The organism is Streptomyces sp. NPDC088553 (genome assembly GCF_044752965.1).
Taxonomy (GTDB): Bacteria; Actinomycetota; Actinomycetes; order Streptomycetales; family Streptomycetaceae; genus Streptomyces.
Map to the genome: position 1 here is coordinate 160,168 of NZ_JBIVMG010000006.1, position 26,096 is coordinate 186,263.

Genomic DNA, 26,096 nt, shown 5'->3' on the forward strand with positions numbered 1-26,096 from the left:
CCGGGTCGGCCGCCGGCGGGCCCGCGCGTCCCGCCGGGCGGGCGGCCCGCGGCTCCGGAGCCCATTAGGGTGACGGTATGTCCGCCACCCGGTACACGTATCTCGGCCCCGAGGGCACCTTCACGGAGGCCGCGCTGCGTACGCTGCCCGAGGCCGCGACGAGGGAACTCGTCCCCATGGTCTCGGTCCCGGCCGCGCTCGACGCCGTACGGAACGGGGAGGCCGCCGCCGCTCTCGTCCCGATCGAGAACTCGGTCGAGGGCGGGGTGACCGCGACCCTCGACGAGCTGGCCTCCGGCGAGCCGCTGATGATCTACCGCGAGGTGCTCCTGCCGATCGCCTTCGCGCTGCTCGTGCGGCCGGGGACCAAGCTGTCGGACATCAAGACCGTGACGGGCCACCCGGTGGCCCAGCCGCAGGTCCGGAACTGGCTGCGGGCGCACCTTCCCGAGGCGCTGTGGGAGTCCGCCGCGTCGAACGCGGACGGGGCCCGGCTGGTGCAGGAGGGCCGCTTCGACGCCGCTTTCGCGGGGGAGTTCGCGGCGGTGACGTACGGCCTGGAGGCGCTGGTCACCGAGATCCACGACGCGGAGAACGCCGAGACCCGGTTCGTCCTGGTGGGCAGGCCGGCCCGGCCCGCGGCACCGACCGGCGCGGACAAGACCTCGGTGGTGCTGTGGCTGGGTGACGATCATCCGGGTGCCCTCCTCGAACTGCTCCAGGAATTCGCGGTGCGCGGGGTGAACCTGATGCTGATCCAGTCCCGGCCCACAGGAGCGGGGATCGGGAACTACTGCTTCGCCGTGGACGCCGAGGGCCATATCTCGGACCGGCGGGTGGGCGAGGCGCTGATGGGGCTCAAGCGGATCTGCCCCAAGGTGCGCTTCCTCGGCTCGTACCCGAGGGCGGGCGTCGCGGTCGAGGACGTGGCGGCGCTGCGGCGCGGCACCTCGGACGGGGAGTTCATGGCGGCCTCCGACTGGCTGGCGAGGGCCCAGGACGGTCGGGCCTGACCCGATACTGACCGAACGCTCCCGACGACGGGAGCGTTCGTCCACAGGTGCGAACCACTAGTCCTACCTGCATATTTTTCAGTTACCCACAGAGGTTATCCACAGCCTCCGGGCTCGACCTGGGGACAAGTCGACAGCTCGCCCCGACAAGGTCGACAAATCGCCCTAGCTACTCCCTGACCCCGCCCGGCTGTCCACAGTGCGGGGAAGAAGCCCTCGTCAGCACGGTTCGCTCGACCAACTCTTTGGAGCGAGCAATTCCCACCCAAATGAGTGCCTCAATGGCGTTTGATCACGGAATTCCCAGGGCCGGGGCGGGAAATACACGTGATCTTCCCCGTCGTCCACAGATCTTCCGCACAGCCTGTGGATAACTAAATACAGAGCCCCGCTCCCGGCATTCTCACGGGTGTCAATTCGGGCATAACGTCACGCGTGACAACACGCGTGACGTTATCCGGTGGGGGCGGGCGAACGCGCACCGGTAGCCTGGTGGGGTGATTGACCTTCGCCTGCTCCGTGAGGACCCCGACCGTGTTCGCGCCTCCCAGCGCGCCCGTGGAGAGGACGTCGCGCTCGTCGACGCCCTGCTCTCCGCCGATGAGCGGCGCAGGTCGTCCGGCGTCCGCTTCGACGAGCTCCGATCCGAGCAGAAGGCGCTCGGCAAGCTGATCCCCAGGGCCACCCCGGAGGAGCGCGCCGAGCTCCTCCAGAAGGCCGAACAGCTCAAGACCGACGTCAAGGCCGCCGAGGCCGAGCAGAACGAGGCCGACGAGACGGCCAAGCAGCTGCTGCTCCAGCTCGGGAACATCGTCCACACCGACGTCCCGGTCGGCGGCGAGGAGGACTTCGTCGTCCTCGAGACGCACGGCACCATCCGCGACTTCGCGGCCGAGGGCTTCGAGCCCAAGGACCACCTGGAGCTCGGCGAGGCGCTCGGCGCCATCGACGTCGAGCGCGGTGCCAAGGTCTCCGGCTCGCGCTTCTACTACCTGACCGGCGTGGGCGCCCTCCTGGAGCTCGCCCTGGTCAACGCGGCGATCGCGCAGGCCACCGAGGCCGGCTTCATCCCCATGCTGACCCCGGCGCTCGTCCGTCCGCGCGCCATGGAGGGCACCGGCTTCCTCGGCCAGGCCGCGGAGAACGTGTACCACCTGGAGAAGGACGACTACTACCTCGTCGGCACGTCCGAGGTGCCCCTCGCGGCGTACCACATGGACGAGATCATCGACGCGGACAAGCTGCCCCTGCGGTACGCGGGCTTCTCGCCCTGCTTCCGCCGCGAGGCCGGCACGTACGGCAAGGACACCCGCGGCATCTTCCGCGTCCACCAGTTCGACAAGGTCGAGATGTTCTCGTACGTCGCGCCGGAGGACGCCGAGGCCGAGCACAAGCGGCTCCTGGAGTGGGAGAAGCAGTGGCTGACCGGTCTGGAGCTGCCGTTCCAGGTCATCGACGTCGCCACCGGTGACCTCGGTGCCTCCGCCTCCCGCAAGTTCGACTGCGAGGCGTGGATCCCGACCCAGGGCAAGTACCGCGAGCTGACCTCGGCCTCGAACTGCGACAGCTTCCAGGCCCGCCGGCTCTCCGTCCGCATGCGCGACGAGCAGGGCGGCAAGAAGACCGTCCAGCCGCTCGCCACCCTGAACGGCACGCTGTGCGCCGTACCGCGCACGATCGTGGCGATCCTGGAGAACCACCAGCTGCCCGACGGTTCCGTGCGCGTCCCGGAGATGCTGCGGCCCTACCTCGGTGGCCGTGAGGTCCTGGAGCCGATCGCCAAGTGAGCCCCTTCCCCTACCGCCTGGTCGCGACGGATCTCGACGGCACGCTGCTGCGCGCCGACGAGTCCGTCTCGGCCCGCACGCGGGACGCGCTCGCCGCCGTCACGGAGGCGGGCGCCGCGCACATCGTGGTCACCGGCCGGGCGGTGCCCTGGACCCGGCACATCCTGGACGACCTCGGCTACGAGGGGATCGCGGTGTGCGGGCAGGGCGCGCAGGTCTACCACGCGGGTGAGCACCGACTGCTGACCTCACTGACCCTGGACCGGCAGCTCGCGGGGCTCGCGCTCTCGAAGATAGAGGCGGAGGTCGGCCCGCTGGCGCTGGCCGCGAGCCGTGACGGCCTGGAGGGCGAGGTCCTGATGGGCCCCGGCTACCGGGCGCACCCGGGGCCGCTGCCGTACGTGCCGTACGAGGACCCGGCGGAGCTGTGGGCGGCGCCGCTGACCAAGCTCTACCTCCAGCACCCGACGCTGTCGGACGACGAGCTGACCCGCGCCGCCCGTGCGACGGTCGGCGGTCTCGTGGACGTCGTCATGGCGGGGCCCGGTGTGGTGGAGATCCTGCCGCTCGGCCTGAGCAAGGCGACCGGTCTCTCGCTGGCGGCGCGCCGGCTGGGGGTGAAGGCTGCGGAGACGATCGCCTTCGGCGACATGCCCAACGACATCCCGATGTTCGGCTGGGCGGCCCACGGCGTGGCCATGGGCAACGCCCACGAGGAACTGCGCGCGGTGGCGGACGAGGTCACCACCTCGAACGAGGAGGACGGCATCGCCGTCGTCCTGGAGCGCCTGCTGTCGGTCTGACCGGCCACGACGTGCCGGCGGTCCGACCGGCCGCGACGTGCCGGCGGTCCGACCGGCCGCGGGAAAAGAAAAGGGGCGGCCCCGCGTGGACCAGGTCCACGCGCTCGAAGCGGCCGCCCCTTCTTTACGGGGGATCCCCCGTGCCCCCCGTACAACTAGTGTGCGCCGGGCCCCTGTTCGGGGGCGACTGGTTTTTCGCGGGTGAGCGGGTAGCAGGCGAGTCCGACGGCCAGGGAGATCGCGTGCCCGAGATCGGTGTACGTGCGGTCGGCGAGCAACGGTACGACGAAGAAGGCCACCACTGCCGCGAGGTAGAGCCAGCGCCAGGGGCGGGCGAGCCGGTACGTGAGGATGCCCGCCGAGGCGGCGAGACCGTAGCTGACCCCGATGTCGACGACGTGCGCCATGCTGCGCGGCACGTCGTGGAGGCGGATGGCCACGAGGACGACCTGCTGGCTGACCAGAGTGGCCGCGATATGGGCCGTGGCGACGACGAAGAGCCATTTCACCGTGCCGATCCACCGTTCCACGGGCGCGTGGATCAGCTCGAACAGCGCCGCGTACAGCAGCAGGTCGGCCGGGTCCTCGATCCAGAACGCGCTGCCGAGCAGGGCCCGCAGCGGATGGTGGGACAGCTGGTGGAGATTGCTGCTGTTGCGGTGCAGCAGATAGGTGTCGAGGCCTTGGGGGGACAGCGCGATGACGAGGCTGGTGATCGCGATGACCGCGAGCCAGAGATGCGTACCGGGTGACGAACGCACCCACGACCTGATGGGTCGGGACGGTTCGCCACCCGGGAGGGTCTCGGGAGGCACATGTCCGTGCCTATCACCCCGAACCGGCAGAAACCTCTGGAAACCTCTGGAAGCCTCAGAAATTGATCATGTGTCCGGCAATGCCGTGGATCGCTTCCTTCACGGCCTCGCCCAGCGTCGGGTGCGCGTGGACGTTCCGCGCGACCTCGTGGACGGTGAGGTCCCACTGCTGCGCCAGGGTCAGCTCGGGGAGCAGCTCGGTGACGTCCGGGCCGATCAGGTGGGCGCCGATGATCTCGCCGTGCGTCCCGTCCGCGATGATCTTGACGAACCCGGTGGCGTCGCCGAGACCGTGCGCCTTGCCGTTCGCCACGAAGGGGAACTTGGCGACCTTGACGTCGAAGCCCTTCTCGCGGGCCTGCGCCTCGGTCCAGCCGAAGCTGGCGATCTGCGGCTGGCAGTAGGTCGCGCGCGGGATCATCGGGTAGTCGAGCTCCATGGTCTCCGCGTCCCCGATGGTCTCGGCGGCGATGACACCCATGGCCTCGGCGGTGTGCGCGAGCATCAGCTTCGCGGTGACATCACCGATGGCGTAGATGTGCGGCACGGAGGTGCGGCAGCGGCCGTCGACGTCGATCGCACCACGCTCGGTGAGGGCGACGCCGGTGGCCTCCAGGCCGTAGCCGGTGACGTTCGGGGCGAAGCCGATGGCCTGGAGGACCTTGTCGGCCTCCAGGACCTTCTGGACGCCGTCCTTGCCGGTGACGGTGACGCGGACCTGCGGGCCGGACTCGTCGATGGCCTCGACACGGGTCGAGGTCAGGACGTCGATGCCGAGCTTGCGGTACTGCTTCGCCAGCTCCTTGGAGACCTCTTCGTCCTCCAGCGGCGCGATCCGGTCGAGGAACTCGACGATCGTGACCTTGGTGCCGTAGTTGTTGAGGACGTACGCGAACTCGATGCCGATCGCGCCGGCGCCGGCGATGATGATCGACTGCGGGGCGTCCTCGGCGAGGATCTGCTCCTCGTAGGACACGACGCGCTCGCTGCGGGCGGTGCCCGGGAGCAGGCGCGGGGTGGCGCCGGTGGCGATGATGCAGTTGTCGAACTGGATCGTCTCCGAGGTGCCGTCGGACTTGGCTACCTGGAGGGTGTTCGCGTCGAGGAAGGTTCCCCGGCCGTCGAACTCGGTGATCCCGTTCTTCTTCATGAGGAAGTGGACGCCCTTGACGCGGCCGTCCGCGACCGAGCGGCTGCGGCGGAACGCCTCGGTGTAGTCGAAGGAGACGGTGCCGTCCACCTTGATGCCGAAGGTCTTGGCCTCGTGGTTGAAGATGTGGGCCAGTTCCGCGTTGCGCAGCAGTGCCTTGGTGGGGATGCAGCCGACGTTCAGGCAGACACCACCCCAGTACTTCTCCTCGACGACCGCGACCCGCTTGCCCAGCTGGGCGGCGCGGATGGCGGCGACGTAGCCGCCGGGGCCAGCTCCGAGTACGACGACGTCGAAGCGGTCTGACATGACTGACTCCCGAGGGTGGTGAGGGTGTTCGGTCCGCGTACGGGCCCACAGTAGTCCGGTGTCCCGCCCACGGTCAGTTGTAGGATGACCGGGCAACCGGGCAAATGGAGAGGTCGGAACGGCATGGCACTCAGAGCGACGGGGCGGACCTCGCTGGTGGACTCCGTGGTGGACCAGCTGCGGACGCAGCTCACGGACGGCGAGTGGGCGGTCGGCGACCGCATCCCGACCGAGCACGAGCTCGCCCAGCAGCTCGGTGTGGGCCGCAACACCATCCGCGAGGCGGTCAGGGTCCTGGTCCACGCGGGCCTGCTCGAATCCCGGCAGGGCAACGGCACCTTCGTCAGGTCGACCGCCGATCCGGCGGCCGTGCTGCGAGGGGTACGGCACGCGGGCGCGGCCGACGTCCTCGAACTCCGGGTCGCCCTGGAGGCCGAGGCGGCCCGGCTCGCGGCGGCCCGGCGGGACACCCACGACCTGCTGCGGCTCCGGGCGGCCCTCACCACGCTGCGCGAGGAGGGCGACCGGAACGCGGACGCCGACCTCGCCTTCCACCTGGCGGTCGTCGGCGCCACCCACAACGCGGCCTTCGTCGAGGTGTACCGCTTCTTCTCCGCCCAGGTCCACGAGGTGCTCGTGGAAGCCCTCGGCGACCGGGAGATGCCGCCGGTCGACATCGACGCCCACGAGGCCCTGGTCGCGGCGGTCGAGGCGGGCGACCCGGAGGCGGCGGAGCGCCAGGCCCGCGAACTGCTGCGGCTCCCGATGGAGACGGTCGCGGCGCTGACCGAGACGGTCGCGGCGCTGACGGAGAACTCCTGATGAGCGCGGAGACCCGTACGGCGGGTTCCGCCGCGCCCTCGTCCGTACCGCCGCCTGTATCTCCGCCCGTACCGCCGTCGGTTTCCCCGCCCGTACTCGTCGACGCGGAGGCCGGGGTCGCGGCGTCGGCCGCCGGGGCGGCGGCGCGGCGGGCGCTCCTGGCGCATCCGGCGCTGCTCCTGGCCGGGATCGTGCTGGCCTCGCTGAACATGCGGGCCGCGCTCGCGAGCGTGGCGCCGCTGGTCGGCGAGATATCCGGGGCCTTCGGGCTCTCCTCCACGGCGAGTTCGCTCGTGACCTCGGTGCCGGTGCTGTTCCTCGGCGTGGGCGCGCTGGTCGCGCCCTGGCTGGGGCGCCGCTTCGGCGCCGAACGCGTGCTGCTCGCGGCCCTGCTGCTGCTCGCCGTCGGCATCCTCGCGCGCGTGCTGCCTTCCGTGTACGCGCTGTACGGCGGCGGCATCCTCGTCGGCACCGCGATCGCCCTGCTCAACGTGCTGATGCCGGGCCTGATCAAGCGTGACTTCCCGGACCGGGCCGCGGCGATGACCTCGGTCTACACGGGCGCGATGATCGCCGGTGCGACGGTCGCGGCGGCGGCCGCGGTGCCGTTGGAGAAGGCGCTCGGCGGTGGCTGGGAGGGCTCGCTCGGCTTCTGGTCCCTGCTCGCCGTGGTCGCCGCTGTCGCCTGGCTGCCCCAGGTCCTGATCGCCCGGGGCCGCACCGGCCACGAGGTACGGGCCGTCCCGGCCGCCGGCGCCCGCCCGGTGAGCGTCTGGCGCTCGGCGCTCGCCTGGCAGGTCACGCTCTTCATGGGCCTGCAGTCACTGTGGTCGTACGTGCTGATCGCCTGGATGCCGACGATCTTCACCGACCACGGGATGAGCCGCTCCACGGCCGGTGTCGTCTTCGCCTTCAACAACCTGATCCAGGTCGCGGGCGCCTTCGTGGTGCCGCTGCTGGCCGGCCGGATGCGGAGCCAGCGTCCGCTGATCGTGCTGGTCACCACGCTGGTCGCGGCCGGTTACGCCGGTCTGATGGTGGCGCCGGTGGAGGGTGCCTGGCTCTGGTCGGCGGTGCTCGGGGTCGGCCAGGGCGGGGCGGTGGGTCTCGCGCTGACCCTGATCGTGCTGCGCTCCGGGGACGCGGTGACCGCGGCCCGGCTGTCCGGGATGGCCCAGACGGTCGGCTATCTGCTCGCCGCCGCGGGGCCGCTCGCGGCCGGCGCCCTGCACCAGGCCACCGGCTCGTGGACGCTGCCGATCGGTGTGGTCCTGGGCGTCTGCGCGGCGGCCCTCACCGTGGGGCTCTTCGCCGCACGGGATCGGACGGTGTGAGCCGCCGGGGTCGGACATGGTGAGCCGCCCGGGATCGGACGGTGTGAGGGAGGGGGCTGCGGTGCGGCTCCGGGGTGGGGCTCCCGGGGTGGGGCGCCCGGCCTCGGAGCCGTACCGCTTCCTTGTCCGCTTCTCCTCCGCTTCTACTCCTCGCCCGCCAGCTTCAGCGTGCGGAGCTTGAAGCCGGCGAACCAGGTCGCCACGATCGTGACCGCGGAGAGGAGCACGACCGCCGTGGTGAGGCTGACCTCCGAGGTGACCAGGCCGTCGCCGGTGACCTTCTCGGCGAGGGCGAGCGCCCACTGCTGGACGCTCAGGGTGCGCGCGCCCTCGATCAGGGAGCCGAACAGGGCCTCCCACACCAGGGCGTAGACCAGGCCGATGACCACCGCGTGGCGGCTGACCGTGCCCAGCAGCAGGAACAGCGCGCTGTACGCGATGGAGGCCACGAGCGCCGCCACCGTGTACGCCACGGCCACCTGCTGGCCGTTGCCGTTGAGGATGAAGCCGGCGATGAACGTCGGTACCGCCGAGAAGACCATCGTGACCGCGATCGCGACGATCAGCTTCGTGAAGATGATCGAGGGCCGCTTCACCGGCTTGGACAGCAGATAGACGATCGAGCCGTCGTCGATCTCGGGTCCGATCGCGCCCGTACCGGCGATGACACCGATCAGCGGGACCATCGTGGCCAGCGCGAAGCCGCCGAGGACATCGGCCGCGACCTGGTCGTCCGCGCCGTTGAAGGCGCGCACCGCCGCGGCGATGAGCAGCAGCATGCCGGGCAGCAGGAAGAGGATCAGGGCCCGGCGGCGGCCGAGGAGGGCCCGGTAGGTGAGCCGGGCGACTGTGGGGTTGTACATCGGTCAGGCTCCTTTCAGGCCGCGACGAGGTATGAGAAGACCGATTCGAGGGACTCGTCCGAGGGCGAGACCGTCAGCAGACGGATCCCCCGCTCGCGCGCGACCTTCGGCAGCAGCTCGGTGAACCGCCCGAAGTCCACCGCCTGGATGCGCAGTCCGCCCTCCACCTGGTCGACCTCGATGCCGGCCGTGGACGGATCGGCGATCAGCGCCGCGGCGAGTTCCCGGTCGTCGCTGGAGCGGACCAGGTAGCGGTGCGGCCGGTCCGTCATCAGCCGGCGGATCTTGCGGAAGTCGCCGGAGGCCGCGTGGCGCCCGGCCACGATCACCTCGATGTGGGAGGCGAGTTGCTCGACCTCCTCCAGGATGTGCGAGGAGAACAGCACCGTGCGGCCGTCCGCGCCCATCTGCCGCAGCAGGTCCATCAGCTGCATGCGCTGGCGCGGGTCCATGCCGTTGAACGGCTCGTCGAGCAGCAGCACCGACGGGTCGTGCACGAGGGCCGAGGCCATCTTCACGCGCTGCCGCATGCCCTTGCTGTACGTGGAGATCTTGCGGTCCTGCGCGTACTCCATCTCGACCGTGGCCAGGGCCCGCTGGGCCTCCTTGGCGCCGAGGCCCTGCAGTTCGGCGTTCGCCACGACGAATTCGCGGCCGGTGAGGAAGTCGTACATCGCCTCCCGCTCGGGCACGACGCCGATCTCGCGGTAGACCGACTCGTTCCCCCAGATCGTCTGCCCGTCGAGGGTGACGCTGCCGGTGGAGGGGTCGAGGAAGCCGCCCATCATGTTGATCAGGGTGGACTTGCCCGCGCCGTTCGGCCCGAGGAGGCCGGTGACGCCCGGACCCACGGTCATCGTGACGTCGTTCACGGCCACGACGTTTCCGAACCAGCGGGAGACGTGGTCGATGGAGAGGATGCTCATGGGCGCAGCCCATTCCTTAGAGGGGTGGTGGCGGGCGACGGGAGGGCTGTCACAGCCCGACCTTTCGGTAGCGGCGCATCAGGATGCCGTACGAGCCGGCGACGAGCGCGAGGACGACCAGCAGATACACCGCGCCGACACCGGCGCCCGGTCCCTCGCCTCCGGGGAAGGAGGAGGGCGCGCCGAGGAAGGCGGTCTGCACGCCGTCGATGAGCGTGATCGGCGAGAACAGGCCGAGCCAGGAGATGGCGCCGAGGTTGTCCGTGCCGTACGCGATGCCCTGGAGCGTGGAGACCGCTCCGTACGAGATCGTCAGCGCGCCGATCACGGCGGCGACACCGAAGCCGCGGCGCGGGGTGAGCGCCGCCATGACCAGTCCGACGCCGCCGAACAGCAGCGAGAGCAGGGCCACGGAGACCAGTCCCTGGCCGAACATCTGCGTCTGCGTACCGAAGTCCATCTTGGCGAGGAGGGAGCCGATCCAGAGGATCAGGAGGGGGACCGCGGTCAGCAGGAAGAGCGCCGAGGCCATCGCGCCGAACTTGGCGAGCACGTAGTCCGCGCGCTCGATCGGCCGGGAGAAGTACAGCGGCACGGTCCGGAACCGGAGGTCGCGGGAGACCGACTGCGGCGCCTGGGAGGCCAGGTAGATACCGATGACGACCTGGAGGAAGATCGCGTACTGCGTGTACTCGATCGACAGCTTGGACTGCTTCGTGACGACCGCGACCGCGACGATGATCAGCGCGGGCACGCACATCACACCGAAGAGCAGCATCGGCAGCACCTTGGACTTGGCGCTGCGGCCCAGGCCGTAAGCGCCGCGCAGGGACTGCGAGAACAGCGACCTGCGCGCGTACGCCCGGCCGAGACGCGGGCCGTCGTAGGAGCGGTAGCCGATGTTGTGGATGCGGGTCGTGTCCGGAGCGGCCTGGGAGGGCTGCGGGGTCTGGGTGCTCATCGGGCCGACACCTCCTCGTGCTGGGACGCCTCGGGCCGGAAGACCTCGGCGATGTGGTGGCGGCGCTGCTCCATGCGGACGAGACCGAGGCCGAGGTCGGCGACGGTGTCCCGCACGAGGTCGTACGTCTCCTCGCCCGCGGCCTCCAGGAGGAGGATGTGGCCGGCGCCGGGCAGGCCCTCCTCCACGCCCGCGTGGAGCGTGACGCCCACGGCGGTGAGGGCGGCGCGGAGGGCCGCCGTGCCGTCGGTGTGGACGTCGGAGTCGGTGACCTCGACGGCGAGCGTCGTCGTCGTCCGGGTGAAGTCGCTGGTGGAGCTGGAGCGGAGGAGCCGGCCGCCGTCGATGACGACGACGTGGTCGCAGGTGCGCTCCAGCTCGCCGAGGAGGTGCGAGGTGACGAGGACGGAGATGCCGAAGTCGGTCCAGACCCGGCGGATCAGTCCCAGCATCTCGTCCCGGCCGACCGGGTCCAGACCGTTCGTCGGCTCGTCCAGGAGGACCAGCTTCGGGTCGTGGACCAGGGCCTGGGCGAGCTTCACGCGCTGCTTCATGCCGGTCGAGTAGCCGCCCATCGGGCGGTACCGCTCCTCGTACAGACCGACGTGCCGCAGGGTGTCCGCGGTCCGCTCGCGGGCGGCGGTCGCGGGCAGCCCGGACATCCGCGCCATGTGGACGACGAACTCGGTGGCCGAGACGTCCGGCGGGAGGCAGTCGTGCTCGGGCATGTATCCCACGCGCTCACGGATCTCGGCGCCGTGCGTCCGCACGTCCATGCCGAGGACCTGGGCGGTGCCCTCCGTGGCGGGGGAGAGTCCGAGCAGGATTTTGATCATGGTGGACTTGCCGGCTCCGTTGGCACCCACGAGTCCGGTCACACCGGGTCCGATGTCCAGGGAGAGCCGGTCAAGAGCGGTCACCCGGGGGAACCGCTTGCTGAGGCTTTCGGTCGCGATCACAGTCACGCCTCCGACGGTAGTGGCCTGCGCCACAGCGGTCGTCAGCCCAACGGCTCGATCCTTGTCCGACCAGAGGAGTACAAGCCAGTAGGGGAGCTCGCGACGAAAGTCTTTTTCCACAGGCTCGCGGCTGCTCGCGGTGCGCCGGGGGCGGCCGGTTTTCCACAGGGCGTCGTCGGACCCCTTGACGCAGCCGCCGAGCATTGTCACATTCATCGGTGTCAAGTTACGGACGCGTAGCGCAGTCGGGCGCTCACACGGGACGGCGGGTGGCATGGCCTCAGCGATGACAGGCGAACTCTCCGCGGAGCTGCGGGGGTTCAGAGACGTACAGCGGCTCTCCTACGCGTGCGCGGAGGCCGTCGCGGCTCAGCTCAAGCCGGGGGTGACCGAGCGCGAGGCCGCGCGGATGCAGCGCGAGTGGCTGTACGAGCGGGGGGTGCGGGACTGGTTCCACCGGCCGTTCGCCTGGTTCGGGGACCGCACCGCCTTCGTCGACTTCAAGATCCCGCTGCAGTTCTTCCCGACGAACCGGCGCCTGGAGGCGGGGATGCCGTTCATCCTCGACATGGCCCCGGTGTTCAAGGGGTACACGGCCGACATCGGCTACAGCGGCTGCCTGGGGCTCAACCCCCTGCACGACAAGCTGCTCGCCGATCTCCAGGACCACCGCGAGCTGATCCTGCGCGAGGTGCGCGAGCGCCGCACGCTCCGCGAGATCTACCAGGACGTGGACCGGCTCATGGTCCGCCAGGGGTACGCGAACCGGCACCGGGCCTATCCCTTCGGCGTCATCGCCCACAAGATCGACCGGGTGAAGGAGCGCCGCTGGTCGCCGACCGTCTTCGGCTTCGGCACCCAGGCGCTCAAGGGCCTCGCGAGCGACGCCCTGCACGGGCACCGGGACGGCTGGTCGCCGCTCTGGTCGCCGTACACGTTCTCCGACCACCCGCCGCGGCCCGGCCTGTGGGCGGTCGAGCCGCACCTCGGATTCCGGGGGACGGGCGCGAAGTTCGAGGAGATCCTGGTCGTCACCGACTCCCGGGACCCCGAGCAGAGCGCGTTCTGGCTGGACGACGATCTGCCGCACGTGCGGCGCTGGAACGAGGGGGCGGTCTGATGTCGGGGCTCAACGGAGCACGGGAGCGCTGGGTCCGTACGGGCGGGATCGAGCTGTGTGTCGCCGAACTCGGCGAGGAGGGCCGGCCCACCGTGCTGCTCGTGCACGGCTACCCGGACTCCAAGGAGGTGTGGACGGAGGTCGCCACCCGGCTCTCCGAGGACTTCCACGTCGTCCTCTACGACATCCGCGGCCACGGCCGCTCGACCGCGCCGGCACCGCTGCGCGGCGGCTTCACCCTGGAGAAGCTGACGGACGACTTCCTCGCGGTCGCCGACGCCGTCAGCCCCGGCCGGCCGGTCCACCTCGTCGGCCACGACTGGGGTTCGGTGCAGTCCTGGGAGTTCGTGACCGTTCCCCGCACCGAGGGCCGGATCGCCTCCTTCACCTCGATGTCGGGACCCTCCCTCGACCACTTCGGGCACTGGATCAAGCGGCGGATGACCCGGCCCACCCCGCGCCGGGTCGGCCAGCTCCTCGGCCAGGGCGCCAAGTCCTGGTACGTGTACCTGCTGCACACGCCCGTGCTGCCGGAGCTCGCCTGGCGCGGCCCGCTCGGCAAGCGCTGGCCGAAGATCCTGGAGCGCGTCGAGAAGGTCCCCGCCGGTGACTACCCGACGCCCTCGCTGCCGAGCGACGCGGCGCACGGCGCCTGGCTCTACCGGGACAACGTCCGGGCCCGCCTCGGCAGGCCGCGCCCCGACGCGTACGCGCACGCGCCCGTGCAGCTGATCACGCCGACCGGCGACGCCTTCCTCTCCGAGCGGCTCTACGACGACCTGGGCGACTGGGTGCCGGACCTGACCCGGCGCACGCTGCCGGCGAAGCACTGGGTGCCGCGCACCCGGCCGGACCAACTGTCTGCCTGGATCGGCGAGTTCGTCCGGACCCACGAGGAACCGGCGACCAGGGCGCCCGAGCGGGTCGCGGCGACGGTGGCGAAGAGCGGGGTGAAGCCGGCCTACGCGGAGCGGTTCGGCGGCCAGCTGGTCCTGGTGACCGGGGCGGCGAGCGGTATCGGGCGGGCCACCGCCTTCGCCTTCGCGGAGGCCGGCGCCCGGGTCGTCGCTGTCGACCGGGACGCCGAAGGAGCGGTCCGCACAGCCGAGATGGCGCGGCTGATCGGCGCCCCGGAGGCCTGGGGCGAGACGGTCGACGTCGCCGACGAACAGGCGATGGAGAAGCTCGCCGCCAAAGTGGCGAGCGAGTACGGAATCGTCGACGTCCTCGTCAACAACGCGGGCATCGGGCTCACCGGCTCCTTCTTCGACACGACCAGCGAGGAGTGGAAGCGAGTCCTCGACGTCAATCTGTGGGGCGTGATCCATGGCTCCCGGGTCTTCGGCGCGCAGATGACGGCGCGCGGCCAGGGCGGCCACATCGTCAACACCGCGTCCGCCGCCGCGTTCCAGCCCTCCCGCGCCCTGCCCGCGTACAGCACGTCGAAGGCGGCGGTGCTGATGCTCAGCGAGTGCCTGCGCGCCGAGCTGGCCGACCAGGGCATCGGGGTGTCCGCGATATGCCCCGGCATCGTCAACACCAACATCACGGCGACCGCGCGGTTCGCGGGGGTCACCGACGAGGCCGAGGAGAAGAGGCGCCAGCGGAAGGCCTCCCGGCTGTACGGCCTGCGGAACTTCCCGCCGGAGAAGGTGGCGGACGCGATCCTGGGAGCGGTCCTGCACAACCGCGCGGTCGTCCCGGTGACGCCCGAGGCGCGGGGCGCGCACGTCCTGTCCCGGCTCAGCCCGAGGACTCTGCGGGCCTTCGCGCGGTGGCAGCCGCCGGCCTAGGCCGGGCCGGAGCGGTGGCGGCCGCCGGCTCGGGGCCTGTCCGGCGGATCAAGGTCGGAGCGGCGGTCGTACGATCGGTCCCCTGCAAGAGGGCCCCGCGGCGGCGGGGTGGAGCGAGCGGTCGGTGGGAGCGGGTTTGTCCGAGCAGTCAGCACAGCCGGAGTACCGGATCGAGGATCTCGCCCATCACAGCGGGGCCACGGTCCGGACGATCCGCGCCTACCAGGACCGCGGGCTGCTGCCCCGCCCGGAGCGGCGGGGCAGGTCGAACGTGTACGGGGACGCGCACCTCGCGCGGCTCCGGCAGATCGCCGACCTCCTCGACCGGGGCTACACCCTGGCCTCGATCAAGGAGCTTCTCGAGGCCTGGGACACCGGCCGGGGGCTCGGCGGGGTGCTCGGTCTGGTCGCGGAGGTGCACGGCCCGTGGACGGACGAGGAGGCGGCCCGGATCTCCCGTGCGGAGCTCGACGCCCGCTTCGGCGGCACGCCGGACGAGGCGGCCATTCTGGAGGCCGTCGAGCTCGGCGTACTGGAGCCGCTTCCGGACCGGGAGACGGAGGAGTACCTCGTACCGAGCCCCCAGGAGCTGGCTGTGGCAGCCGAGTTGTACGCGGCGGGGGTACCGCTCGCGGCAATCACCGGACACCTGAGGGAACTTCGGGACCAGGTGGAGCACATAGCTTCCCGTTTCCTGGAGTTCACGACCGAACACGTCTTCGCGCGCTATCTGGAGCACCGGCCGCCGACGGACGCGGACGCGAACGAGGCGGCGACGATGGTCCGGCGTCTGCGGCCACTGGCCCAGCAGACGGTGGACGCCGAACTGGCCCGGGCGATGCGTCTGTTGGCCACCCGGCACCTGCAGCTCCATCTGTCGCCGCACGCGCCTCCGTTGCGGGACGACGAGCCGCGTCCGGTGGCGCTACCGGCCGGGACGGTGCGGGCCGTTCAGGGTTTGGTGGGTCCGGAAGGGGTCGCGGCCTTCGTGGCGGCCGCCGCCGAACGAGAGGTCCACAAAAGGACATTGGATACTCTCGCCTCAAGTCACCACATTGGTGATGAATTTACTCAATACACCTGAAAATCAAGGCTCGTTGTCCACAGAATCGCCAACTGGCCTGTGGATAACTCACTTTGGCTGTGGATCAAACCTGTGTACCAAAATCAATGGCCCGGCGATCCCGGCTCCGCCATCCTGACGGAATGACCCGACAACTGCCCCGCCCCCAACCACCGGACGAGCGCCGTACGGTGAGGATCTCGAAGTACCTCTCCAAGCATCTGCGCCACCAGCCCGAGCGCATCGGCCTCGTCCTCGATCCCCAGGGCTGGACGGAGATCGACGCGCTGCTCGCGGCGCTCGCCCGGAACAACTTCCCGATCACCCGCGCGGAACTCGACCACGTCGTCGCGACCAACGACAAGAAGCGCTTCGCCGTCGAGGGCACCCGCATCCGCGCCAGCCAGGGCCACACCGTCGAGGTGGACCTCGACCTGCCGCCCGCGGAACCGCCCGCGTACCTCTACCACGGTACGGTCGCCGCGGTGCTTCCCGCGATCCGGGCGGAGGGGCTGCGCCCCATGGCCCGCCACCACGTCCACCTCTCCCCCGACCGGGAGACCGCGACCCGGGTCGGCGCACGGCGCGGCCGGCCCGTGGTGATCGCCGTCGACGCCGGCGCCATGCACCGGGCCGGACACGTCTTCCGCGTCAGCGCGAACGGGGTCTGGCTCGCGGACACCGTCCCCCCGGAGTACCTCCGCTTCCCCGGCTGAGACCTCCGGCTCCGTTCCGGCTGAGGCATGATCGTCCCCATGGCTCACCCGCATCTGCCCAGTACCGAAGCAGCCGTCCTCGCGATCCGCGAGCTCGCCCGGGAGTTCAACCTGGAGATGACGGTGACCGATGACATCGGCGCGGACCAGACGTCCCGGCGTACGTCCTCCGGCGCGTTCGCCGTCCTCGACGAGGACGGCTCGCTGCCGCACGAGGCCTACGTCGAACTGGGCGGTTCGCCCTCCGTCACCGTCCAGATCTTCCCCGAGGACGACGTCAGGATCATCGTCGACGGCATCGAGTTTCCGGACGTCCCCCGCGACTCCGTACCTGCCTTCGTCCGCGCGGTCCACGGCGGCATCGCCCACGTGAAGGGACGTTTCTTCCCGCCCGGCTGGTGGCTGGTCGTCCCGCTGCCCGGCGACGAGACGTACAAGGAGCTCGTCCCCGGCGCCTCGCTCACCCCCTGGATGAACCGCAACGTCCGCTGATCCTCCGCGCGTATCGTGGCAGTCATGCGCTTGAGTACGGTGATCCTTCCCATCCACCGATGGAGCGAGGGGCAGAAGACCTGGCAGCGAGCCGAAGAACTCGGCTTCCACGCCGCTTACACCTACGACCATCTGTCCTGGCGGACCTTCCGGGACGGCCCGTGGTTCGGGGCTCTGCCCACGCTCACGGCGGCGGCCACGGCCACCGAGCGGATCCGCCTCGGCACGCTCGTGACCTCGCCGAACTTCCGCCACCCGGTGACCCTCGCCAAGGAGCTGATGGCCCTCGACGACATCTCCGGCGGACGGATCACGCTCGGCGTCGGCGCCGGCGGCAACGGCTTCGACGCCACCGCGCTGGGGCAGGAGCCGTGGACGCCGAAGGAGCGCGCCGACCGTTTCGCCGAGTTCGTGCCGCTGCTCGACCGGCTCCTCACCGAGGACGCGGTGACGCAGCGGGGGACCTTCTACTCGGCGGACGAGGCCCGGAACATCCCCGGCTGCGTCCAGCGCCCCCGCCTGCCGTTCGCGGTCGCGGCCACCGGTCCGCGCGGACTGAAGCTGGCGGCCCGGTACGGGCAGGCGTGGGTGACGACCGGCGACCCGAAGATCTTCGAGGAAGGCACCCCGGAGCAGTCGGTGGCGGCGCTGCGCGGCCAGATCGAGAAGCTCGGCAAGGCGTGCGCCGACACCGGACGCGAGGTGGCCGAGCTCGACAAGATCCTGCTGACGGGCTTCACCCCGGACCGCGGCCGCCCGCTGGAGTCCGTGGACGCGTTCGTCGACTTCGCGGGACGCCACCGAGAGCTCGGCTTCACCGAGATCGTGATCCACTGGCCGATCCCGGACTCGGACTTCGCCGCCGACCAGCAGGTCTTCGAGCGGATCGCCACGGAAGCGCGCGCCCAGCTGGGCTGACGGCACGACGCCGACGGGCGGGCCGTCTTCCCCTGCGCTCGGGCCGCCGAGGCTTTCGGCGGCCGGCGCCGGCGGGCGCTCGCCGCGTGGGTGTGCGCCCGGTGGATCAGGCGATTCGCCGGGCGTGGCTCCGCCACAGGGCCAGCAGGACGAGGGACCCGACCGGTTCCGGACTCGCCGCGCAGACGTCGAAGTGACTGACCCGGCACGTGTCGGACGGCACGGCGGAACCCAGGTTGACCGCGGTTCCGTCCCCCGCGATCCGCCACCTCCTGCCTGCCGGGACGGCGGCGGTGGCCGCCTCCCCGGGCTCGATCATGATCCAGCGGCCCCGCACCGTCCGGTACCAGGCGCCCCGACCCCCGCACCGCCGGCAGACGGAGCCGGCCGGCCCCGCCGCTCTCGGTGCGGAGGGGGCGGATCCCCCGGAACGGGGCTCCGGTACGCCGACGGCCGCGCGCCGCACGTCCCGTATCGCCTCCCCGAAGGGGGCGTCCCGTACGACGCCGCCGCGCACCGCGAACGACGCGGTGTCGACCAGACCCGCCAGGACGTCCCCCACCAGCACCGGGTCCCGGACGGGATGTGCCGCGCCCGCTCCCTCGCACTGCGGGCAGAGGACCATGCCGAGACTCGGGACCCACGTCCCGTACGGCGCACCGCAGGAGTCGCACTCGTCGTTTCTCCGGCCCGAGCCCATGCCCCGCCCCCTTGAGACGTCATCAGCTCTCAGGGATCTTCCCCGTCAGCCCGAAAACGAACGGACGTTTACGGCCACGTCGGGGCGTAAGCACCCGGCCGCCCGGGAAGGGTCCGCCCGAAAACCGCCACTCATATGTGCAGCTCCCCGCACGCCCGTGCGCTCGGTACGGAAGAATGGTGCGGTGACCACTCCCCGTTCCCCGCGCACGCCCGCCCCGACGGTCCGACTGATCGCCACGGACCTCGACGGCACGCTCCTGCGCGACGACAAGTCCCTGTCCGAGCGCACGGTCGCCGCCCTCGCCGCCGCCGAGCAGGCCGGGATCGAGGTCTTCTTCGTCACCGGCCGCCCGGCCCGCTGGATGGATGTCGTCAGCGACCACGTCCACGGCCACGGCCTCGCGATCTGCGCCAACGGCGCCGCCGTCGTCGACCTCCACTCCGGAGGCACCTTCGTCGAGGTCCGCCCGCTGGAGCGCCCGGCCGCCATGGACGTCGTCGTGGCCCTGCGCGCCGCCGCGCCCGGGACCTCCTTCGCGGTCGAGCTCACCACCGGCATCCACTACGAGCCCCACTACCCGCCGTTCCACCTCGACCCCGGCGCGACCGTCGCCACCGCCGAGAAGCTCCTCTTCGAGGAGGCGCCCGGCGCCGCGGCCCCTGTCCTGAAGCTGCTCGCCAAACACCCGGAGCTCGACCCCGACGCGTTCCTCGCGCTGGCCAGGGAGGCCGCCGGAGACCGGGCCTCGTTCACCCGCTCGGGACCCTCCGCCCTCATCGAGATCAGCGGCCTCGGCGTCTCCAAGGCGTCCACCCTGGCCCGGTGCTGCGCCGAGCGCGGGATCACGGCCGAGGAGGTCGCGGCCTTCGGTGACATGCCCAACGACATCGAGATGCTGAGCTGGGCGGGCCGTTCGTACGCGATGGGCGAGGCGCACCCCGATGTGGTCGCCGCCGCCTCCGGCCGTACGGTCGGCAACAACGAGGACGGGGTGGCCGTCGTCGTCGAACAGCTGGTGGCCGAGGCACTGCGCGCGGCCCGAGCCGCGGCACCACAGGGCTGAGTCCAGGCCAGAGTCACGGGTCCCCGGCCAGGCCACCGGTCTCGGGCCACGCCACGGGTCCCAGGCCAGAGCCACCGGTCTCGGGCCACCGGCCCGAGACCTCAGGCCTACAGCGGCGCCTCCCACACCACCGTCGTCCCGCCGCCGTCCTCCCCGATGCCCGGCCCGCACCAGCTCGCGCCGCCCAGCGACTCGGCCCGGCGTGCCAGGTTGCGCAGACCGCTGCGCCGCCCGCCCGCCGGGATGCCGATGCCGTCGTCGGCGACCTCGAGCCGTACCCCGGCGGAGCCGTCGGGCAGGGTGACGCCGGCGTCGACGACCACCTCGATCCGGCTCGCCTCCGCGTGCCGGAAGGCGTTGGACAGGGCCTCGCGCAGGGCGGCGATGAGGTTCTTGCCGGTGAGTTCGCCGACCGTCGCGTCGATCGCGCCGAGGAAGCGGTGCGCGGGCTTGAAGCCCAGCGGCACGGCCGCCATGTTGATCTCCCGCAGGACGCGCGTGCGCAGCCCCGACGGGGCCTCGGCGGGGCCCTGCTGGAGCGCGAAGATCGCCGTACGGATCTCCTGGATGGTCACGTCCAGCTCGTCCACGGCCTTGCCGACGCCCTCGCGCACGGCCGGCACGATCGAGCGGCGCTGGGCGCTCTCCAGCATCATGCCGGTGGCGAAGAGCCGCTGGATGACGAGATCGTGCAGGTCACGGGCGATCCGGTCGCGGTCCTCGTACACGGCGAGGCGTTCCCGGTCCCGCTGCGCGTCGGCCATCATCAGGGCCAGCGCCGCCTGCGAGGCGAACTGGGTGGCGAGCGTCCGCTCCGTCTCGGTGAACTGGCGCCCACCGCGCACCCGGGGGGTGGCGAGCGCGCCGAGCACCCGCCCGCCGCTCTGCAGCGGCAGCATCATGCTGGGGCCGTACGGGGAGGTCAGCCGGCTGATCATGCGCGGGTCCGTCGAGGCGTCCGCCACGAAGACCGCCTCGCCCTCCAGGAGCCGCCGCACCACGGCGCTCTCGGGCGGGATCACCACGCCCAGCGATTTCGTGGGCCGGGGCGAGGAGACGGCGACGATCTCCAGGCCGCCGTCCTCGGCGGGCAGCATCACGATCCCGGCGTCGGCGTCGGCGAGGCGGCGGGCCTGCTCGGCGACGACCGTGAGGGCGTCGTCCGCGTCCCCGCCGGCGAGCAGCGCGGTGGTGACGGCGACGGAGCCGTCGATCCAGCGTTCGCGCTGGCGGGCGGCCTCGTACAGGCGGGCGTTGCCGATGGCGATGCCGGCCTCGGTGGCGAGCACCCGGACCATGTGGACGTCGTAGTCGTTGAAGTCGCCGCCGCCGTTCTTCTCCGCGAGGTACAGATTGCCGAAGATCTCGCCCTGGACCCGGATGGGAACACCGAGGAAGGTCCGCATCGGCGGGTGTCCGGGAGGGAAGCCCGCGGAGCGCGGATCGGTGGAGAGGTCGGTGAGACGGATCGTCCGGGGGTCGCGGATGAGCGCGCCGAGCAGTCCCGCGTGGCCGTCGGGGCGGTGTCCGATCCGGTGGGCCACCTCCTCGTCGACGCCGAAGGTGACGAAGTCGGACAGGCCCTTGCCCTCCTCGTCGACGACGCCGATGGCGGCGTAGCGGGCGTCGGCGAGTTCGGCGGCGGTCTCGCAGATGCGGTCGAGGGTGGAGTGGAGTTCGAGCCCGGTGCCCACCGAGCGCATGGCTTCCAGGAGCTGTGGCACGCGGGCGGTGAGCTCCGTGGACAGCCCCTGGAGGCTGCGGGTGGCCTGGGTGGCGGCTTCCAGGGGGTCCGAGGCGTCGGACGCTGCGGCGGTCATGGGCTTGAGCCTAGTAAGTCCTATTTGGCGAGAAAAGTCAGCCGGTGCCTACGGTCACGGCCCCAGGGTCTCCCGGTCGGTTCCGGGGGTCGTGGCCGCGCCCGCGCCGACGGCCAGCAGGTCGGTCTCCCGCTCCTGTTCCAGCATCCGGCGCAGCGGTCCGTCCACCTCGGCGAGTTCCGCGTACGGGCCGCGCTGCACGGTCCTGCCCTCGTCCAGGACGAGCACCTCGTCGACCGCGTCGAGTCCGTGCAGCCGGTGAGTGATGAGGACGGTCGTACGGCCTTCGGTGGCCCGGAGCAGATCGTCGGTGAGGGCGTCGGCGGTGGCCAGGTCCAGGTGCTCGGCCGGCTCGTCGAGGACGAGGACGGGGAAGTCGGCGAGCAGTGCGCGGGCGAGTGCCAGGCGCTGCCGCTGACCGCCGGACAGCCGAGAGCCGTGCTCGCCCACGAGCGTGTCGAGCCCCTCCGGGAGTGCGTCGACCCAGTCGAGCAGCCGGGCCCGGCGCAGCGCCTCGCGCAGTTCTGCGTCGCTCGCGCCGGTACGGGCGAGCCGCAGGTTCTCGCGGACGGAGCTGTCGAAGAGGTGGGCGTCCTGGGCGCAGAGGCCGACGAGCCGCCGCACGGCGTCGCCGTCGAGTTCCCAGGCGGGCTCCCCGCCCAGCCGGTACGTGCCGGCCTCCACGTCCAGGAAGCGCAGCAGCACCTGGGCGAGCGTGGTCTTGCCGGAGCCCGAGGCGCCGACGACGGCGACCCGGCGTCCGGCCTCCAGGGTGAGCCGGAATCCGGCGAGCGCCTCACGGTCCTGCCCGGCGTGCCGGGCGGAGAGCCCGGACATTTCCAGCGGGAACGGGCTCGCCGGGGGAGTCGCGGGCCGGGCCGGCTCGTGTACGGGGACGGGCGCGTCGAGCACCTCGAACACCCGCTCGGCACTGTGCTTGACGCGCTGCCGGTACTGGACGGCGAGCGGCAGCCCGGTGACGGCCTCGAAGGCGGCGAGCGGCGTGAGGACGACCACGGCGAGGGCCACTCCGTCGAGCCGCCCGTCCGCCACCGCCCGGACGCCGACGACCGCGGCTGCCGCGACCGTCAGGCCGCAGACCAGGGCGGAGAGTCCTGCGCCGAGCGCGGCGGCTGCGGCCTGCCGGGAGGCGATGCCGGTGAGGGTGTGGTCGGCGGCCCGCGTCCGTTCGATCCGGTCCCGCAGGGCGCCGGCCACGGTCAGCTCGGCGCAGCCGCGCAGCAGATCGGCCACGGCGGTCGCCAGGGCGCCGCGCGCGGGGGCGAGCCGCCGTTCGGCACGGCGGGCGAGCGCACCGCTGACCGCCGGCACGAGGACACCGGCGACGAGCAGGCCGACGGCGAGGACGGCACCGGCCTCGGGCAGCAGCCAGGCGGTGAACCCGGCGGAGGCGACGCCCACGATGAGCGCCGCGCCCGCGGGGAGCAGCCAGCGGAGCCAGTAGTCCTGGAGCGCGTCGACGTCCTGGACGAGCCGGGAGAGCAGGTCCCCGCGGCGCGTGCGGCGCAGCCCGGCGGGCGCGATCCGCTCCAGGCGCCGGTAGACGGAGACCCGGAGTTCGGCGAGCATCCGAAGGACGGCGTCGTGCGAGACGAGCCGCTCGGCGTACCGGAAGACGGCCCGCCCGATGCCGAACGCGCGCGTGGCGGTGACGGCCACCATCAGGTAGAGCACGGGCGGCTGTTCGGAGGCGCGCGAGATGAGCCATCCCGACACGGCCATGAGCCCCACGGCGGACCCGAGCGCCAGACTGCCGAGCAGCAGGGCGAGCCCCATCCGCCCCTTGAGCTCGCCGGCCATGTCCCGCACCCGTGTGAGAACGGCCGTCGGACCCTTGGTGGGCGCGTGTTCCGCCTCGGACGGCACCGGTGGGCACGACCCCGCGGCGGCGCTGCCATCGGACTCCTCAGCCGCACCACCGACGCCCGCGCCTTCCGCACCCGCCCCACCCGCGACCTCGCCCGACGGTGCCTCGCCGACCCGCACCACCCGGTCCGCGACCGCGAGCAACGCCGGCCGATGCGCCACCAGCAGCACCGTCCGCCCCGCCGCCAGCCGTCGCACCGCGTCGACGACGCCCGCCTCCGTCTCCCCGTCCAGCGCCGCCGTCGGCTCGTCGAGCAGCAGCACGGGCCGGTCGGCGAGGAATCCCCGCGCCAGCGCGAGCCGCTGCCGCTGACCCGCCGAGAGTCCGGCCCCGTCCTCGCCGAGCGCGGTGTCGAGCCCCCGAGGCAGCTCCGAGACGAACCCGTCCGCCCCGGCGTCCCGCAGGGCCTCTCGTACGGCCTCGTCCGAGGCGTCCGGGCGCGCGAGCCGTACATTCTCGGCGACCGTCCCCGCGAAGAGGTACGGCCGCTGCGGCACCCAGGCGATCCGCGACCGCCAGGCCTCCAGGTCCAGCGCGGCGAAGGGCTCGCCCCCGATCCGTACGGAACCGCCCTCCTCCGGCACGGCGAACCCGAGGACGACATCGAGCAGCGTCGACTTCCCGGCCCCGCTCGGCCCGACCAGGGCCACCGTCTCCCCGGGCTCGACCGTCAGGGACATGGCGTCCAGCGAGGGTTCGGTGCGCCCGGCATGGCGTACCGTCACGCCCTCCAGCTCCAGCCGTACGGACTCCGGGGACGCGCTCCCGCTCCCGTCCCGTACCGGCTCCTCCAGGACGTCGAAGATCTCCTCCGCCGCCGCGAGCCCCTCCGCCGCCGCGTGGAACTGCGCGCCGACCTGCCGCAGCGGCAGATAGGCCTCGGGCGCCAGAATCAGGATGACGAGCCCTGTGTACAGGTCGAGCTCACCGTGGACGAGCCGCATGCCGATGGTCACGGCGACGAGCGCGACCGACAGGGTCGCGAGGAGTTCCAGGGCGAAGGAGGAGAGGAAGGCGATCCGCAGCGTGCGCATCGTCGCCCGGCGGTACTCCGAGGTGATCGCGCGGATGGACTCGGCCTGGGCCTTCGCCCGGCCGAAGATCTTGAGGGTGGGGAGTCCGGCCACCACGTCCAGGAAGTGCCCGGAGAGCCGGGACAGCAGCTTCCACTGCCGGTCCATCCGGGCCTGGGTGTACCAGCCGATGAGGATCATGAAGACCGGGATGAGCGGCAGGGTGACGACGATGATCGCCGCCGAGACCCAGTCCTCGGTGACGATCCGCGCCAGAACCGCGATCGGCACCACGACCGCCAGCCCGAGCTGGGGCAGATAGCGGGCGAAGTAGTCGTCGAGGGCGTCCACGCCCCGCGTCGCGAGGGCGATCAGCGAGCCGGCCTTCTGGCCGCTCAGCCAGCCCGGCCCGAGCGCGGCCGCACGGTCCAGAAGCCGGCCGCGAAGTTCGGACTTGACCGCCGCGCTCGCCCGGTGCGCGGCGAGCTCGGTCAGCCAGGAGACCAGCCCCCGTGCCGCCGCGATGCCCGCGAGCAGCAGCAGGGGGGTGGTCAGGGCGGAAACCGACTGGCCCTTCTGGAAGGACCCCACCACGATCTCGGCGATGAGCATCGCTTGGGCGATGACCAACGCCGCCCCGACGAGGCCGAGCGCGACCACCGCGATCAGGAAGACACGGGTGGCCCTGGCGTACCGGAGCAGACGCGGATCGATCGGTTTCACGTGAAACATGCTCCCTGGAGAGGGCCGGCTAGTGGGTTCCGGCGATGTGCTGCGTACCGATCCGCTTGCGGAACACCCAGTAGGTCCAGCTCTGGTAGAGCAGCACCAGCGGGGTCGCGATCGCCGCGCACCAGGTCATGATCTTGAGCGTGTAGGGGCTCGACGACGCGTTCGTCACGGTAAGGCTCCACTCCGGGTTGAGCGAAGACGGCATGACGTCCGGGAAGAGCGCGAGGAAGAGCATCGCCACGGCCGCCGTGATGGTGACGCCCGAGAGCGCGAACGACCAGCCCTCGCGCCCCACCTTGATCGCGGCGATCGCCCCGACCAGGGCCACCACGGCGATCAGCATCGCCGCGAGGCTCCAGCTGTCCCCGGTGTCGATCTGGGTCCAGGTCAGGAAGCCGAGCGCGGCCACCGCCGTCACCAGGCCCAGCTTGAGCGCGAGCGCCCTTGCCCGGATCCGGATGTCGCCGACCGTCTTGAGCGAGACGAAGACCGCGCCGTGGAAGGTGAAGAGCGTCAGGGTGACCAGGCCGCCGAGGAGCGCGTACGGGTTGAGCAGGTCCCAGAAGCTCCCGACGAACTCCATGTTCTCGTCGATCTTCACGCCCCGGACGATGTTGCCGAAGGCCACGCCCCAGAGGAACGCGGGGATCAGCGAGGTCCAGAAGATGGCCTGCTCCCAGTTGCGCTGCCAGTGCTCCTCGGTGCGCTTCGCCCGGTACTCGAAGGCGACACCCCGGATGATCAGGCAGACCAGGATGATCAGCAGGGGCAGGTAGAAGCCGGAGAACAGCGTCGCGTACCACTCGGGGAACGCGGCGAAGGTCGCGCCGCCGGCGGTGAGCAGCCACACCTCGTTGCCGTCCCAGACGGGTCCGATGGTGTTGATGAGGACGCGCTTCTCGGGCCGGTCGCGGGCGAGCAGCTTGGTGAGGATCCCGACCCCGAAGTCGAAGCCTTCGAGGAAGAAGTAGCCGATCCAGAGGACGGCGATGAGTACGAACCAGACGTCGTGGAGTTCCATGCCTCGATCTCC

The 26,096-nt window shown here is 71.5% G+C and carries 22 protein-coding genes; 12 read left to right on the top strand and 10 right to left on the bottom strand.

All coding sequences use genetic code 11. The features are described from left to right. Nucleotides 1–77 precede the first annotated feature (77 nt). The 3 genes from pheA (at nt 78) to ACIP8Z_RS21335 (ending at nt 3,603) form a co-directional block, all read left to right on the top strand. Nucleotides 78–1,013: a prephenate dehydratase gene (gene pheA / locus ACIP8Z_RS21325; RefSeq protein WP_055602630.1), complete on the top strand. Its 936-nt coding sequence runs from the start codon at nt 78–80 to the stop codon at nt 1,011–1,013. A gap of 497 nt (nt 1,014–1,510) precedes the next feature. Continuing rightward, nucleotides 1,511–2,800, top strand: a complete 1,290-nt coding sequence (gene serS, locus ACIP8Z_RS21330; protein ID WP_319315168.1) for a serine--tRNA ligase — start codon at nt 1,511–1,513, stop codon at nt 2,798–2,800. Further along, a complete protein-coding gene (locus ACIP8Z_RS21335; RefSeq protein WP_402085618.1) occupies nt 2,797–3,603 on the top strand; it encodes an HAD family hydrolase in 807 nt (268 codons plus the stop codon). Before serS ends, ACIP8Z_RS21335 begins: the two co-directional genes overlap by 4 nt. Before the next feature lie 155 nt (nt 3,604–3,758). Here ACIP8Z_RS21335 and ACIP8Z_RS21340 read toward each other — a convergent pair whose 3' ends face one another. Then, a complete protein-coding gene (locus ACIP8Z_RS21340) occupies nt 3,759–4,418 on the bottom strand; it encodes a rhomboid-like protein (protein WP_402085620.1) in 660 nt (219 codons plus the stop codon). Nucleotides 4,419–4,473: 55 nt separating this feature from the next. Further along, nucleotides 4,474–5,877 (bottom strand): dihydrolipoyl dehydrogenase, encoded by a 1,404-nt coding sequence (lpdA, locus tag ACIP8Z_RS21345; RefSeq protein WP_402085623.1) that lies wholly within the window; start codon nt 5,875–5,877, stop codon nt 4,474–4,476. 123 nt (nt 5,878–6,000) lie between these two features. Between lpdA and ACIP8Z_RS21350 the strand changes: the two genes are divergently transcribed. Then, nucleotides 6,001–6,699 (top strand): FadR/GntR family transcriptional regulator, encoded by a 699-nt coding sequence (locus ACIP8Z_RS21350; RefSeq protein WP_402085626.1) that lies wholly within the window; start codon nt 6,001–6,003, stop codon nt 6,697–6,699. Further along, nucleotides 6,699–8,033 (top strand): CynX/NimT family MFS transporter, encoded by a 1,335-nt coding sequence (locus tag ACIP8Z_RS21355; protein WP_402085627.1) that lies wholly within the window; start codon nt 6,699–6,701, stop codon nt 8,031–8,033. The genes ACIP8Z_RS21350 and ACIP8Z_RS21355 overlap by 1 nt, the downstream gene beginning before the upstream one ends. A gap of 143 nt (nt 8,034–8,176) precedes the next feature. Here ACIP8Z_RS21355 and ACIP8Z_RS21360 read toward each other — a convergent pair whose 3' ends face one another. The 4 genes from ACIP8Z_RS21360 to ACIP8Z_RS21375 are packed head-to-tail and all read right to left on the bottom strand — an operon-like array spanning nt 8,177 to nt 11,742. Then, nucleotides 8,177–8,896, bottom strand: coding sequence for an ABC transporter permease subunit (locus ACIP8Z_RS21360; protein WP_319315183.1), 720 nt, complete (start codon nt 8,894–8,896; stop codon nt 8,177–8,179). Nucleotides 8,897–8,910: 14 nt separating this feature from the next. After that, nucleotides 8,911–9,822 (bottom strand): ABC transporter ATP-binding protein, encoded by a 912-nt coding sequence (locus ACIP8Z_RS21365; protein WP_319315186.1) that lies wholly within the window; start codon nt 9,820–9,822, stop codon nt 8,911–8,913. 49 nt (nt 9,823–9,871) lie between these two features. Then, a complete protein-coding gene (locus ACIP8Z_RS21370) occupies nt 9,872–10,783 on the bottom strand; it encodes an ABC transporter permease (RefSeq protein WP_266967166.1) in 912 nt (303 codons plus the stop codon). After that, nucleotides 10,780–11,742 carry an ABC transporter ATP-binding protein gene (locus ACIP8Z_RS21375; protein WP_402086509.1) on the bottom strand — a complete coding sequence of 321 codons (963 nt, stop codon included), beginning with the start codon at nt 11,740–11,742 and terminating at the stop codon, nt 10,780–10,782. The genes ACIP8Z_RS21370 and ACIP8Z_RS21375 overlap by 4 nt, the downstream gene beginning before the upstream one ends. A 286-nt stretch (nt 11,743–12,028) precedes the next feature. Here ACIP8Z_RS21375 and ACIP8Z_RS21380 point away from each other — a divergent pair, with 286 nt between their 5' ends. The 6 genes from ACIP8Z_RS21380 (at nt 12,029) to ACIP8Z_RS21405 (ending at nt 17,844) form a co-directional block, all read left to right on the top strand. Beyond that, on the top strand, nt 12,029–12,862 hold the full coding sequence (locus ACIP8Z_RS21380) for a M24 family metallopeptidase (protein ID WP_402085630.1): 834 nt from the start codon (nt 12,029–12,031) through the stop codon (nt 12,860–12,862). Beyond that, entirely contained in the window at nt 12,862–14,655 is a 1,794-nt protein-coding gene (locus tag ACIP8Z_RS21385; protein ID WP_402085633.1) for an SDR family oxidoreductase, read from the top strand. The genes ACIP8Z_RS21380 and ACIP8Z_RS21385 overlap by 1 nt, the downstream gene beginning before the upstream one ends. Before the next feature lie 136 nt (nt 14,656–14,791). Beyond that, the gene (locus ACIP8Z_RS21390; RefSeq protein ID WP_402085635.1) at nt 14,792–15,739 is read left to right on the top strand and encodes a MerR family transcriptional regulator; all 948 of its coding nucleotides are present in this window, start codon (nt 14,792–14,794) and stop codon (nt 15,737–15,739) included. 122 nt (nt 15,740–15,861) lie between these two features. Then, a complete protein-coding gene (locus ACIP8Z_RS21395) occupies nt 15,862–16,434 on the top strand; it encodes an RNA 2'-phosphotransferase (RefSeq protein ID WP_402085638.1) in 573 nt (190 codons plus the stop codon). 39 nt (nt 16,435–16,473) lie between these two features. Then, nucleotides 16,474–16,926 (top strand): hypothetical protein, encoded by a 453-nt coding sequence (locus ACIP8Z_RS21400; RefSeq protein ID WP_402085641.1) that lies wholly within the window; start codon nt 16,474–16,476, stop codon nt 16,924–16,926. Between the two features lie 24 nt (nt 16,927–16,950). Continuing rightward, nucleotides 16,951–17,844, top strand: a complete 894-nt coding sequence (locus ACIP8Z_RS21405; RefSeq protein WP_402085644.1) for an LLM class flavin-dependent oxidoreductase — start codon at nt 16,951–16,953, stop codon at nt 17,842–17,844. Between the two features lie 106 nt (nt 17,845–17,950). Here ACIP8Z_RS21405 and ACIP8Z_RS21410 read toward each other — a convergent pair whose 3' ends face one another. Beyond that, nucleotides 17,951–18,544 (bottom strand): DUF6083 domain-containing protein, encoded by a 594-nt coding sequence (locus ACIP8Z_RS21410; RefSeq protein ID WP_402085646.1) that lies wholly within the window; start codon nt 18,542–18,544, stop codon nt 17,951–17,953. Between the two features lie 184 nt (nt 18,545–18,728). On the opposite strand from ACIP8Z_RS21410, the gene ACIP8Z_RS21415 reads away from it, so the two are divergent. Continuing rightward, nucleotides 18,729–19,610, top strand: coding sequence for an HAD hydrolase family protein (locus ACIP8Z_RS21415; RefSeq protein ID WP_402085648.1), 882 nt, complete (start codon nt 18,729–18,731; stop codon nt 19,608–19,610). Nucleotides 19,611–19,717: 107 nt separating this feature from the next. Here the strand turns inward: ACIP8Z_RS21415 and ACIP8Z_RS21420 are convergent, their stop codons facing one another. Genes ACIP8Z_RS21420 through cydB form a run of 3 tightly spaced genes read right to left on the bottom strand, consistent with a single transcriptional unit; the run spans nt 19,718 to nt 26,084 of the window. Beyond that, nucleotides 19,718–21,430, bottom strand: coding sequence for a GAF domain-containing sensor histidine kinase (locus ACIP8Z_RS21420; protein WP_402085651.1), 1,713 nt, complete (start codon nt 21,428–21,430; stop codon nt 19,718–19,720). Between the two features lie 54 nt (nt 21,431–21,484). Continuing rightward, nucleotides 21,485–25,063, bottom strand: a complete 3,579-nt coding sequence (cydD, locus tag ACIP8Z_RS21425; RefSeq protein WP_402085652.1) for a thiol reductant ABC exporter subunit CydD — start codon at nt 25,061–25,063, stop codon at nt 21,485–21,487. A gap of 19 nt (nt 25,064–25,082) precedes the next feature. Further along, nucleotides 25,083–26,084: a cytochrome d ubiquinol oxidase subunit II gene (gene cydB / locus ACIP8Z_RS21430; RefSeq protein WP_402085654.1), complete on the bottom strand. Its 1,002-nt coding sequence runs from the start codon at nt 26,082–26,084 to the stop codon at nt 25,083–25,085. Nucleotides 26,085–26,096: the final 12 nt, after the last annotated feature.

Coding starts and splice junctions, on each gene's coding strand:
- ACIP8Z_RS21395 (WP_402085638.1), top strand. CDS start 15,862: ATGACCCGACAACTGCCCCGCCCCCAACCACCGGACGAGCGCCGTACG.
- cydD (WP_402085652.1), bottom strand. CDS start 25,063: ATGTTTCACGTGAAACCGATCGATCCGCGTCTGCTCCGGTACGCCAGG.
- lpdA (WP_402085623.1), bottom strand. CDS start 5,877: ATGTCAGACCGCTTCGACGTCGTCGTACTCGGAGCTGGCCCCGGCGGC.
- cydB (WP_402085654.1), bottom strand. CDS start 26,084: ATGGAACTCCACGACGTCTGGTTCGTACTCATCGCCGTCCTCTGGATC.
- ACIP8Z_RS21350 (WP_402085626.1), top strand. CDS start 6,001: ATGGCACTCAGAGCGACGGGGCGGACCTCGCTGGTGGACTCCGTGGTG.
- pheA (WP_055602630.1), top strand. CDS start 78: ATGTCCGCCACCCGGTACACGTATCTCGGCCCCGAGGGCACCTTCACG.
- ACIP8Z_RS21410 (WP_402085646.1), bottom strand. CDS start 18,544: ATGGGCTCGGGCCGGAGAAACGACGAGTGCGACTCCTGCGGTGCGCCG.
- ACIP8Z_RS21380 (WP_402085630.1), top strand. CDS start 12,029: ATGACAGGCGAACTCTCCGCGGAGCTGCGGGGGTTCAGAGACGTACAG.
- ACIP8Z_RS21400 (WP_402085641.1), top strand. CDS start 16,474: ATGGCTCACCCGCATCTGCCCAGTACCGAAGCAGCCGTCCTCGCGATC.
- ACIP8Z_RS21370 (WP_266967166.1), bottom strand. CDS start 10,783: ATGAGCACCCAGACCCCGCAGCCCTCCCAGGCCGCTCCGGACACGACC.
- ACIP8Z_RS21355 (WP_402085627.1), top strand. CDS start 6,699: ATGAGCGCGGAGACCCGTACGGCGGGTTCCGCCGCGCCCTCGTCCGTA.
- ACIP8Z_RS21405 (WP_402085644.1), top strand. CDS start 16,951: ATGCGCTTGAGTACGGTGATCCTTCCCATCCACCGATGGAGCGAGGGG.
- ACIP8Z_RS21385 (WP_402085633.1), top strand. CDS start 12,862: ATGTCGGGGCTCAACGGAGCACGGGAGCGCTGGGTCCGTACGGGCGGG.
- ACIP8Z_RS21360 (WP_319315183.1), bottom strand. CDS start 8,896: ATGTACAACCCCACAGTCGCCCGGCTCACCTACCGGGCCCTCCTCGGC.
- ACIP8Z_RS21365 (WP_319315186.1), bottom strand. CDS start 9,822: ATGAGCATCCTCTCCATCGACCACGTCTCCCGCTGGTTCGGAAACGTC.
- ACIP8Z_RS21420 (WP_402085651.1), bottom strand. CDS start 21,430: ATGACCGCCGCAGCGTCCGACGCCTCGGACCCCCTGGAAGCCGCCACC.